Origin of the sequence: endosymbiont of Ridgeia piscesae (assembly GCF_001443665.1) — a bacterium.
GTDB classification, from domain to species: Bacteria; Pseudomonadota; Gammaproteobacteria; order Chromatiales; family Chromatiaceae; genus Endoriftia; species Endoriftia persephonae.
Genome location: NZ_KQ557122.1, coordinates 111,812 through 121,888, shown reverse-complemented (window position 1 = coordinate 121,888; position 10,077 = coordinate 111,812). Strand labels below are relative to the sequence as shown.

9 protein-coding genes and 1 pseudogene are annotated in these 10,077 nt (G+C 60.3%); 2 read left to right on the top strand and 8 right to left on the bottom strand.

Annotation, left to right across the window (positions count from 1 at the left end):
- Nucleotides 1-433, top strand: a pseudogene (locus tag Ga0074115_RS05895) (OLD family endonuclease); the annotation flags it as partial.
- Nucleotides 434-594: 161 nt separating this feature from the next.
- Here Ga0074115_RS05895 and Ga0074115_RS05890 read toward each other — a convergent pair.
- The 6 genes from Ga0074115_RS05890 to Ga0074115_RS05865 form a co-directional block, all read right to left on the bottom strand.
- Nucleotides 595-1,008: a hypothetical protein gene (locus tag Ga0074115_RS05890; RefSeq protein WP_057955015.1), complete on the bottom strand. Its 414-nt coding sequence runs from the start codon at nt 1,006-1,008 to the stop codon at nt 595-597.
- Nucleotides 1,009-1,201: 193 nt separating this feature from the next.
- Nucleotides 1,202-2,620 carry an FAD-binding oxidoreductase gene (locus tag Ga0074115_RS05885; RefSeq protein ID WP_060528316.1) on the bottom strand — a complete coding sequence of 473 codons (1,419 nt, stop codon included), beginning with the start codon at nt 2,618-2,620 and terminating at the stop codon, nt 1,202-1,204.
- Nucleotides 2,620-3,201, bottom strand: a complete 582-nt coding sequence (locus Ga0074115_RS05880) for a BON domain-containing protein (protein ID WP_005966457.1) — start codon at nt 3,199-3,201, stop codon at nt 2,620-2,622. Before Ga0074115_RS05880 ends, Ga0074115_RS05885 begins: the two co-directional genes overlap by 1 nt.
- Nucleotides 3,202-3,225: 24 nt before the next feature.
- Nucleotides 3,226-3,813: a phosphoheptose isomerase gene (locus tag Ga0074115_RS05875; RefSeq protein WP_006474570.1), complete on the bottom strand. Its 588-nt coding sequence runs from the start codon at nt 3,811-3,813 to the stop codon at nt 3,226-3,228.
- Nucleotides 3,814-3,894: 81 nt separating this feature from the next.
- Nucleotides 3,895-4,251, bottom strand: coding sequence for a YraN family protein (locus Ga0074115_RS05870; RefSeq protein WP_057955012.1), 357 nt, complete (start codon nt 4,249-4,251; stop codon nt 3,895-3,897).
- Nucleotides 4,248-6,248, bottom strand: coding sequence for a penicillin-binding protein activator (locus tag Ga0074115_RS05865; RefSeq protein ID WP_057955011.1), 2,001 nt, complete (start codon nt 6,246-6,248; stop codon nt 4,248-4,250). Before Ga0074115_RS05865 ends, Ga0074115_RS05870 begins: the two co-directional genes overlap by 4 nt.
- Nucleotides 6,249-6,301: 53 nt before the next feature.
- Between Ga0074115_RS05865 and rsmI the strand changes: the two genes are divergently transcribed.
- Complete coding sequence (gene rsmI / locus Ga0074115_RS05860) at nt 6,302-7,147, top strand: 16S rRNA (cytidine(1402)-2'-O)-methyltransferase (RefSeq protein WP_057955010.1); 846 nt, start codon at nt 6,302-6,304, stop codon at nt 7,145-7,147.
- Between the two features lie 53 nt (nt 7,148-7,200).
- On the opposite strand, the gene Ga0074115_RS05855 is transcribed toward rsmI, so the two are convergent.
- A complete protein-coding gene (locus tag Ga0074115_RS05855) occupies nt 7,201-7,641 on the bottom strand; it encodes an Hsp20/alpha crystallin family protein (protein ID WP_005960924.1) in 441 nt (146 codons plus the stop codon).
- Between the two features lie 164 nt (nt 7,642-7,805).
- Nucleotides 7,806-9,932 (bottom strand): YgiQ family radical SAM protein, encoded by a 2,127-nt coding sequence (locus Ga0074115_RS05850; RefSeq protein ID WP_057955009.1) that lies wholly within the window; start codon nt 9,930-9,932, stop codon nt 7,806-7,808.
- Between the last annotated feature and the right edge of the window lie 145 nt (nt 9,933-10,077).

Sequence of the window (10,077 nt, the reverse complement as noted above, 5' to 3'; positions counted from 1 at the left end):
TCTGCTGCATTGGGTTACAGAGCATTACTTGAAGAACTTCAATTGTCCGGAATTCCATCTGTATGACAACGACAAGCCCGAGTACGGAAAAGCAGTTGACGAGGTGAATGCTCGGGGTGATGGGTCTTGGGCTACTCAGACAAAAAAGCGAGAAATCGAGAATTACTTGCACACCGATGCAATCAAGGAAGTCTATGGCGTACAGATCAATATCCCAGATGACCTAGATGATGATGGGAAGGATGTCCCGAAGTTGTTTTCCGAGGCTATATACAACCCCGAACGGGACGATGCACCAATGAAGGATAGCGCGGCAAAAAAACGCTTAACTAAGGCTTTTAAAGCAATGACCGCAGTGCGAATTCGGGAAAGAGACCCTGAAGGGGAAGTGGAAAGTTGGTTTAGGAAGTTGTCTGAGATGATGACAGCGTAAAACATAGCTCATCTTCGTCAAGAAATAAAAAAGCCCGCTTCGTCCGAAGCGGGCTTTTCTCACTTCCGGTATCAATAGATTAACCGAATGGCTCTCCATTTGGCCGGGCTTTTTTATTGTGTTGTTGTACGGGCTGGCCGGGGCGAGTGGTAATCCAGATGCTAGCGGGCTTGTGCAACCTGGATGGAACCGATCGGGTTGAAAGCGACCAAGTCAACAGAGAGACGGTTGAGATCGGAAGATACCTGCTCAAGCCGGGCCTTGGTCTTCAGGTGGTCAGCTTTCCGGTAGGCGGCGTAGAGAAGTCCGCCGGGCAGGATGATGGTGATGACTGCGTCGGTGCTGTCAAAGCGTTTTTCAATCTCTGCCCTGGTCAGCTCTGCTTGCTGGTGCTGCAGATTGCTGTGCAGCTTGAGAATGCGCTGGGAGAGCTCTGCCCGGTCTACTGAGGGCAGGCTTGAACAGAAACCCTGTGAGTCGACCTGTAGGGGGCGCTCCTCGGCTGGCAGACTACTGCTGAAAAGTGCTGCGGCTAATGAAGCCACGACCAAGGTCTTGTATCTGGTCATCTTCATCCACCGATTCTCCTGTTGAGGAGCGTCGGGCTTTATTCGCCTCTTTTCTCGCTCGGATAACGATCTGGCTACTGCTTTATACGCTTACTCAGACTAGCGGCAGTAAGAAGAGAGACTGCATGCATTTGGCTAAATACGAGGTGAAAACGTTAACTGATTCACGCGTTTATTTCAAGTGTATTAACTGTACGCATTAACTGTACGTGAAAAGCTTGCCCGGATTGAGGATGTTGTTGGGGTCAAACTGACGTTTGATGGCGCGCATCAGTTCGAGAGTGGGGGGGTCGATCTCCCGCGGGACAAAATCCCGTTTTGCCAGGCCGACGCCATGCTCGCCAGAGATGGTCCCTCCCAGCGCCAGAACCAGATCGAAGAGTTGGCTGAGGGCGGCATTACCCGCTGCCATCTGCAGTGGATCGTCGGGGTCGAGCAACAGATTGACGTGGATGTTGCCATTGCCGGCGTGGCCGAAATTGATGATGGTGATGCCACTCTGAGCGGAGAGGCGCTCTAGCTCGTCGATCAGCCTGGGAATACGTGAGACCGGCACCACCACATCCTCGTTGATCTTTTTCGGTGCGACATTACGCAGTGCTGGTGAGAGTGCCTTTCGGGTCTTCCATAGAGCCGCAATCTCCTCGGTGGTTTTGGCCTGGTGGATCTCGATCAGCCCCTCGACCGTTGCGGCCGTTGCCACCTCAGCTGCGATCTGCTCAATCGAGTGGCTGGCGCCGTCCACCTCGATCATCAACAGTGCGCCGACTTCCGGGGGCAGGGCTAGATCGGAGAAGTCGCGCACCATCTCGAGTGCCGCGCCATCCATGAACTCGAGCGCACAGGGGGTGGTGGGTTGCGCCATGATGGCGGAGACTGCCTTGGCAGCGGCGTGGATGTCGCGATAGCTGACCTGCAGGGTCTGCCTGGCCTGCGTCAGCGGGGTCAGTTTGAGGGTCGCCTCGGTGATGATGGCCAGGGTGCCTTCTGAGCCGATCAGCAGACGCGTCAGATCGTAGCCCACCACCCCCTTGGTGGTGTTGACGCCGGTGCGGATGGTCTGAGCGGCGCCGGTGACAGCCTGCAATCCAAGAGTGTTTTCCCGCGGCGTGCCATATTTGACTGCCCGAGGGCCGGCAGAGTTGTAGGCCAGATTGCCGCCAATCGTGCAGACCGAGGCGCTGGTCGGGTCCGGTGGCCAGAAGAAGCCGTGCTCTGCCAACGCTAGCTGCAAGGTCTGGTTGGTGACCCCGGGTTCCACCCGAGCGAGTCGGTTGCCGGGGTCGATATCCAGGATCCGGTCCATCCGTTCCAGAGAGAGCACGATTCCATGCTGGTCTGGCACCGTGGCGCCGGTGGTGCCGGTGCCCGCGCCGCGCGGGGTTAGCGGGATCTGGTGCCTGTTGCAGAGCGCCAGGATCGCTTCAATCTGCGCCGCCTCGCTGGCGAATACCACCGCCTGGGGCAGCGCCTGCTGGCGGCTGTTGTCGTAACCGTAGGGGAGACAGTCGGCGGGTTCGGTGAGCAGCGCATCACTGCCGACAATCGCCTTCAAGGCCTTTTGCGCAACAGCCGGGAGCGGTGCGACCTTGCTGCTCAAGCTGAGTGGCAATGGCATCAGATGTATTCGAAGACCCGCACCACGCGGCGCACGCCGCTGATCTTGCGAACCTGCCCGGTGGCGGCATCCGCTTCGGCTCGACTCACCAGCCCCATCAAATAGACCACGCCGCGTTCGGTGATTACCTTGATGCGCAGCGGATCGAAGCCTGGTAGCTTCACCTTGGTCAGTTTGAACTTTACTTCTGCCGAGAGGGCGGAGTCACGGGTGATTTCGCCAAACGAAGCGCCCGAGCCGACCTCCAGTTCATTGACTACGCGGCGTACCTTCTCAACCTTTTTCACGATCTGTTCCGTACGCAGCCGATCACTTGCGGAGGCGGCTTGGCCGGTCAGCAACACCACCATATTGAAGCTGGTCACGCTGATATGGTTGTGCTCGGAGAGCGTGGCGTCGTTGCGCAGCAGGCTGGAAGCCTTCAGCTCGATATTCTGATCCTCGATGAAGGTGCCCATGGTGCGGCGGTCGTGAGCGATGGAGACGCCAGTGGCGGCGCCGCCCACGACGGCGGCGGCGCAGCCTTGCAGCAGGGTGACGGTGAATAGCAAGGAGACCAGTGGTACAACGAAATGGCTCATAAAATCCTCGTCAGTGGAGCGGTGTCAGTTGCCCAGTAGCTGTCGATCGATCAAGTCACACAGACAGTGGATGATCAGCAGATGGACTTCCTGAATGCGTGCGGTTACATCCGACGCAACGCAGAGTTCGACATCATCGGCCAGCAGGAGTTTCTTCAGCTCGCCGCCGTCCCGGCCGCAGAGAGCGATCACTCCCATGCCGCGCTCATGGGCCGCCTCCACCGCTGCATTGACGTTGACCGAGTTGCCGCTGGTGGAGATCGCCAGCAGCAGATCGCCGGGCTGGCCAAGCGCCTCGATCTGGCGCGCAAACACGCGTTCATAACTGTAGTCGTTGGCGATCGCCGTGATGGTGGTGCTGTCGGTAGTCAGCGCGATGGCTGGCAGCCCTGGCCGCTCCCGCTCGAAGCGGTTGAGCATCTCGGAAGAGAAGTGCTGGGCGTCGCCGGCGGAGCCGCCGTTGCCGCAACTGAAGGTCTTGTTCCCCTCCAGCAGCCGACTGACGATCAGCTCCGCGGCTGCGCTGATCTGATCGGTGAGCTGTGGCAGCGCGTCGATCTTGAGTTGGATGCTCTCGCTGAAAATCTGTCTGACGTGATCACTAAGTTCCATCGGTGCATTGTACCCGGTTGCCGATCCTCTGGGGATGGTGAATTGAAGAAAATCGGCTGCGATAGCTATCAGTCTGGCTGCTCAGAAGGCATCAAAGGCGTTGCGGATCCACTCGATGCCGGGGGACTGGTCACCGCTGATGGCGACCACGTCGAAGCGGCTCGGGCGGTCGGCCTGACGCAGCAGATAGTGGTTGGCGGCGGCGATCAGTTTGGCTCGTTTGGCGGCGGTGATGCTCTCGGCGGCGCTGCCGAAGATGTCTGACTTGCGATAGCGCACCTCGACGAAGACCAGGCTGTTGCCATCCTGCATCACCAGATCGATTTCACCTTGCTTGGTGCGGTAGTTGCGCTCCAGCAGCCGCAGTCCCTCGGCCTGCAGATGACGGCAGGCAAGGCGCTCGGCCTGTTCGCCACGGATCAGGTGGTTGGCCTTCATGGTGAGACAGCGGCTTCCGGGGTGGATGGCGTGACTGGCTGCTGCTCGGCAGCGCCTGGTTCGAGCTCAAGTTCGATCAGTTGCTCGTTGCCGAGCGGGGCTTCGATGCGCGGCGCATAACCGGTGAGTCGGGCCCGACCGTTACGCATCTCCGCCCAGGCAAGCTGGCGATGGATGCGGTTTTTGTGGTCGAGGTAGAGGGTACCGGTCTTGCCATCCAGGCTGCGGTTGGTGTCGGCGGCCAGGGCTGGCAGCTGCGGCAGCAGATTGTAGGCATCGATGCCGAGGGCATAGAGGCGCGCATAGCGCTGTTCGATGCTTGGGATCAGCCGCTTCAGCTGGTTGCGGGAGAGCGGGCTCTGGTCCTCCTGGTCCAGCAGCCAGGGGATCTCGACAAACAAGATCTGCCCCAGATCCTTGTCTTTCTCCGGTTCTGCGGCACCGCTGTAGATGTGTGAGGTGGCGTAGACTGGCAGCTGCCCGGCGTGGTGAAACTGTAGCTGCGGGCGCAGCTGACGTGCCTTTTGCGGGCGTGCCGCGAGAAAGATGAAGTCAGCATCCTGGCGCCGCCTGGGTTCATATTCGAGCGTGCGGTGAATGGTCTGCTGCAGTACCCGGCGGCGTTCGTTGCTCTCGTCCAGATTGAGCAGGCTGCGGATCGGTGCAGAGAAGTCGTTCTCCTTCGCCTGATACTGCTGCTGCTCCACCAGCACACCGCCCAGCGTCAGCCAGCGTGTGCGGAAACTCTCGGCGATACGCTCCCCCCAATCGCCGCTGGGGGTGAGACTCAAGGCGCTGGTATGGCCCTCGAGCCAGGCACGTTCCGCCACCAGCTGCGCCTCGCCCTCTGGGGAGAGGCCGAACTGGTAGAGGTTGGCTGGCGGGGTGCCGCCATTGCTGGTGTGGTTGAGCGCCAGCAGCGGGATTGGGAAGCCATCGCTCTTCAACAGCAGCGTCAGGGCCTGTTTGTTGAGTGGGCCTGCGATCGCCTTGGCGCCCTGGCTGACTGCCTGGTCGATCGAATCGAGGATGGTGTCGGGATCGCTGCTGTCATAGAAACGCAGCTGTGGCCGACGGCTCGCCGGTTGCTGATACCAGGCGGCGAGCAGACCATCCTGTACCGCTTGGGCTACCTTGGCATAGATGCCACTGCGCGGCAGCAGGATCGCGATGTGGTCGACCGCGTCGAACTGCAGCAGCTGTTCGGCCGACTCGGTCCGCTGGCCTGTTAGTAGCTGGGGCAGGGCGGGGTGGTTGGGGAAATCCTCCTGCCAGGCCTCGAGCCGGGTACTGATCAGCGTCGGGTCATCGATGTTCGCCTTGGCGATGCGTGCCAGCTCCATCCAGCCGCCGAGGGTGCCCGGTGGCGATGGCTGCAGCAGGGTCAGGGCGGTGTCGGTCATCACCATCAGGCCCTGCAGCAGTTGGCGTTGGTTCGCCAGGCGCGCCTCTTCATCAAACAGGAGTTGATCGAGTTCGCTCAGTTCACGGGCGCTCTCCAGGCGGTTGCCGGAGAGGCGAAACGCCTCCGCCATGTTGCGATGGTAGCGCCGTTGCAAAGGTAGCGGCGCATCGGCGCTGGGCGGCGGCTGCATCAGATCGATGGCGCGGTCGATCATGCCTTGGTGCAGGGCCAGTTCTGCCTTCAGTATCTGCGTCTGTGGGATTAGCGTCGCCGGCAGTTGGGTGGTGGGCAGCTGGCTCAGGATCTGTTTCACGGCCTGCCAGTCACCGGCTTTGACCCAGCTCTCTGCCGCATCAAGCCGGATCTGTTCCTGCTCGGGCGAGCTGAGGCTTGCTGCCAGCTGTTCGAGCAGGCGGGCCGCTGCCGCATGCTCCCCCTGTTCGATCAGGCTGGCTGCCTGGGCCTGTAGAGAGGGTGGCTGCTTGACGGCTTCTGTGTCGTCCGGTCGGGGAGGAGTGCCGCCGCACCCCTGCAATAGCAGTAGTAGGGCAAACAGGGCGAGAATGGGGCGATAGAGGTTGTTGGCTTGCATGAGTCTCAAACGGGCGGCAGGATGGGCGTTGGTCCCGAGCATTGGAATGTAACGTGTCGAAAGGCGTACTTTACGTTGTAGCCACCCCCATCGGCAATCTTGATGATTTGAGCCGGCGTGCGGTGAAGGTGTTGTCGACGGTCGATCTGATTGCCGCGGAGGATACCCGCCATACTCGGTCGTTGTTGCGTCACTACGGCATCGGTACCCCGATGATGGCGTTTCACGAGCACAATGAGCGCGAGGCGATGGAGCGACTGTTGCTGCACCTGGCACAGGGTGAGCAGGTCGCGCTGGTCTCTGATGCGGGTACGCCGCTGATCAGTGATCCAGGTTTTCCGCTGGTGCGTGAGGCGCGCCAGCGGGGGATCGAGGTGATGGCGGTGCCGGGGCCGAGTGCGGCGATTGCGGCGCTGTCGGTGGCGGGTCTGCCCACCGACCGGTTTCTGTTTGCTGGCTTCCCGCCGCGCCAGGGCGCGCAGCGCCGCCACTGGCTGGAGGCACTGCTGAAACAGACTGCGACGCTGCTGTTTTATGAATCGAGCCACCGGATAAAGGCCTCGCTGGCGGATATGGCGGCGGTATTTGGTAGTGAGCGTCAGGCAGTGATCGCCCGAGAGCTGACCAAGCTGCACGAGACAGTGTTGAGCGGCAGCCTGAGCTCGCTGATTGAACAGGTCGAGGCAGATGCGAATCAGCGCAAGGGGGAGTTCGTGTTGCTGTTGGCGGGGGCGGAACCGGTTGATGTGATGGACTCCGGGGCGGATGCGGAACGGATCCTGCGCGTGCTGGCTGGTGAGTTGCCGCTGAAACAGGCGGCGGCGTTGACGGCGACAATCACCGGCCTGAAGAAAAATGCGCTCTATCAGCAGGCGCTGGCATGGAAGACTGATAGCTGAGGCGGGGAAAGCAGCATGGGAGAGAGCCATACAGGCCCTCTCCCATGATCAGCTTAGTGTGTCACCTCGATCCGGCGTGCGGTCGGTGTGGTGGTCTTGGGAATGATGACTTCAAGCACGCCATCCTTGCCGGTGGCGGTGATGGCCTCTGCATCGGCATGTTCAGGCAGCGTGAAACGCCGGTAGAAGACGCCGTGTGAGCGTTCGATACGCCGGAAGTTTTCGCGTTCCTCTTCATGCTCAATGTGCCGTTCGCCGCGGATCGTCAGTACGCCATTCTCCATGGTGACTTCGATCTTTTCGGGATCAACGCCGGGGATGTCGGCATGCAGGACATACCGGTCATCCTCTTCCTTGATATCAACCGCGGGCACCCAGTCTCCACCTACAACATGGGTTGTGTCTTCTCTCTGGAGTTGAGGGGTGAACGCGCGATCCATATCACGGCGCAACTCTTCCATCATCTGCCAGGGGTCGTAACGTGTGATTTTCATGGCTTCCTCCTTCGTTTGCCCTCTCTATCTGCCTTAAGTATGGGTCCGAAAGCGCTATTTTCAAGTTTGGGATGGATTGTTTGTGCGTTATATTAACTTCTTGAAAGATAAGGTTAATGTGCGCCGTATGCGGTGTCTTTGATGGTGTTTTTTGTTGTGTTGTTTTAGCGGCCTTTGCGGCTGTGTTTGTGACGTCGTCCGGGGGTTTTTATGGCGCTTCGTCGATTGGCTGGATCTCTCCTGCCGACCCTCTTTCCCGCGGGTTTGTTGCTGCCTTGCTGACGCTCAGTTTTCGGTTGCCAATTGGGTATCAGCTGGTGTTTACCGTTGCCGATCAGGTCGGCCCGTCCCATCTGTTTCAGGGCCTCTCGCAGCACTGGCCAGTTGGCCGAGTCATGGTAGCGCAGAAATGCCTTGTGCAGGCGGCGTTGTTTTAGGCCGCGTGCTACGGTGACGCTTTCACCATCACGCTGGATCCGCTTCAGCGGGTTGCGGCCGGTATGGTACATCGCCGAGGCGATCGCCAGCGGGGTTGGCAGGAACGCCTGTACCTGGTCGAGACGGAAGCCGTTGGCCTTTAGCCAGAGGGCCAGATTGAGCATGTCCTGGTCTGAGCTGCCGGGGTGGGCGGCGATGAAGTAGGGGATTAGGTACTGCTCCTTGCCGGCCTCCATAGAGTATTTTTCGAACAGCTTTTTGAAACGTTGGTAGCTGCCGATCCCCGGTTTCATCATCTTGCTCAGAGGGGCCGCTTCGGTGTGCTCAGGCGCGATCTTCAGGTAGCCGCCAACATGGTGGGTGACCAACTCCTTTATATATTCAGGGTCGCGCACCGCCAGATCGTAGCGCAGGCCCGAGGCGATGAAGATGCGTTTGATTCCGGGTAGCTTGCGGGCTCGGCGATAAAGTCGGATCAGCGGGCGATGGTTTGTCTCCATGTTGGGGCAGATGTCGGGATAGACGCAGGAGAGGCGGCGGCAGGCGGCCTCGACCTTTTTGTCCTTGCACAGCAGCCGGTACATGTTGGCGGTGGGGCCGCCCAGATCGGAGATGTTGCCAGTAAAACCGGGCACCTGGTCGCGGATCGTCTCCACCTCGCGGATGATCGAATCCTCCGATCGGCTCTGGATGATGCGCCCCTCGTGTTCGGTGATCGAGCAGAAGGTGCAGCCGCCGAAACAGCCGCGCATGATGTTGATCGAGAAGCGGATCATCTCCCAGGCCGGGTTTTTAGCATCGCCATAGGCTGGGTGGGGTTTGCGCGTATAGGGTAGCTCGTAGATGTGGTCGAGCTCCTTTGTGGTGAGCGGAATTGGCGGCGGGTTGAGCCAGACATCGCGCTTGCCGTGGCGCTGCACCAGGGCGCGGGCGTTGCCTGGGTTGGTCTCCAGGTGGAAGACTCGGGATGCGTGGGCGTAGAGCAGCTCGTCCGACTCCACCTGATCATAAGAGGGGAGGCGGATTACAGTGTGGCTGCGCTCCAGTTTGCGGGGGCGGGTGTGCAGCGTGACGCGCTGCGTTGTGTCGCAGGCCGGCTCTGCCTGATAGGGACTGGAGTGCCTGATCGATGCGCCGGGTTGGTCAATCTGGGTTGAGTCGACCTCGCTCCAGCCCTCCGGCAGCTGCTGGCGCATCAGGCCAGTGCCGCGCACGTCGGTGATCTCTGAGATCTTCTCCCCCGCCGCCAGTCGGTGGGCCACCTCCACCAGCGCCCGCTCGGCGTTGCCGTAGATCAGCAGGTCGGCCTTCGAATCAGGCAGGATCGAGCGACGCACCTTTTCCGACCAGTAGTCGTAGTGGGCGATGCGACGCAGGCTTGCCTCGATGCCACCGATGATGATCGGTACTCCCTTGCAGGCTTCGCGGGCCCGCTGAGCGTAGACGATCACCGAGCGGTCGGGGCGCTTGCCGCCCTCGCCGTTGGGAGTATAGGCATCGTCGCTACGGATGCGCCGCTCGGCGGTGTAGCGGTTGACCATCGAGTCCATGTTGCCGGCGGTGATGCCGAAGAAGAGGTTGGGGCGGCCGAGGCGCAGGAAGTCGCCGCTCGAGTGCCAGTCGGACTGGGCGATGATGCCGACACGAAAGCCCTGGGCCTCCAGCAGCCGTCCTATCAGCGCCATGCCGAAGCTCGGGTGGTCCACATAAGCGTCGCCGGTGACGATAATGATGTCGCAGCTGTCCCAGCCCAAGTTGTCCATCTCTGCCCGCGACATCGGCAGGACCGGCGCGCTGCCGAAGCGTTTGGCCCAGTAGGGGCGATAGTCGAAGATGTTTTTGGCTGGTTGCATGGATCAGGATCTTTTCGAGCGGCCCGTCTGGGGGCCATATCTTGCTTTTAATGCGATTATTGATAGGCGCCCAACCCGGCGGATCCATTTCGGGAACAAAATTCTGTGGCCGGGTTCGGCCGTTTGGGAGCTATAGCTATTGCAT

What these genes read in the sequence shown, in the direction of transcription:
- Ga0074115_RS05890 (WP_057955015.1), bottom strand. Translation starts at nt 1,008, where the DNA reads ATGAAGATGACCAGATACAAGACCTTGGTCGTGGCTTCATTAGCCGCA.
- Ga0074115_RS05885 (WP_060528316.1), bottom strand. Translation starts at nt 2,620, where the DNA reads ATGCCATTGCCACTCAGCTTGAGCAGCAAGGTCGCACCGCTCCCGGCT.
- Ga0074115_RS05850 (WP_057955009.1), bottom strand. Translation starts at nt 9,932, where the DNA reads ATGCAACCAGCCAAAAACATCTTCGACTATCGCCCCTACTGGGCCAAA.
- Ga0074115_RS05865 (WP_057955011.1), bottom strand. Translation starts at nt 6,248, where the DNA reads ATGCAAGCCAACAACCTCTATCGCCCCATTCTCGCCCTGTTTGCCCTA.
- Ga0074115_RS05855 (WP_005960924.1), bottom strand. Translation starts at nt 7,641, where the DNA reads ATGAAAATCACACGTTACGACCCCTGGCAGATGATGGAAGAGTTGCGC.
- Ga0074115_RS05870 (WP_057955012.1), bottom strand. Translation starts at nt 4,251, where the DNA reads ATGAAGGCCAACCACCTGATCCGTGGCGAACAGGCCGAGCGCCTTGCC.
- Ga0074115_RS05880 (WP_005966457.1), bottom strand. Translation starts at nt 3,201, where the DNA reads ATGAGCCATTTCGTTGTACCACTGGTCTCCTTGCTATTCACCGTCACC.
- Ga0074115_RS05875 (WP_006474570.1), bottom strand. Translation starts at nt 3,813, where the DNA reads ATGGAACTTAGTGATCACGTCAGACAGATTTTCAGCGAGAGCATCCAA.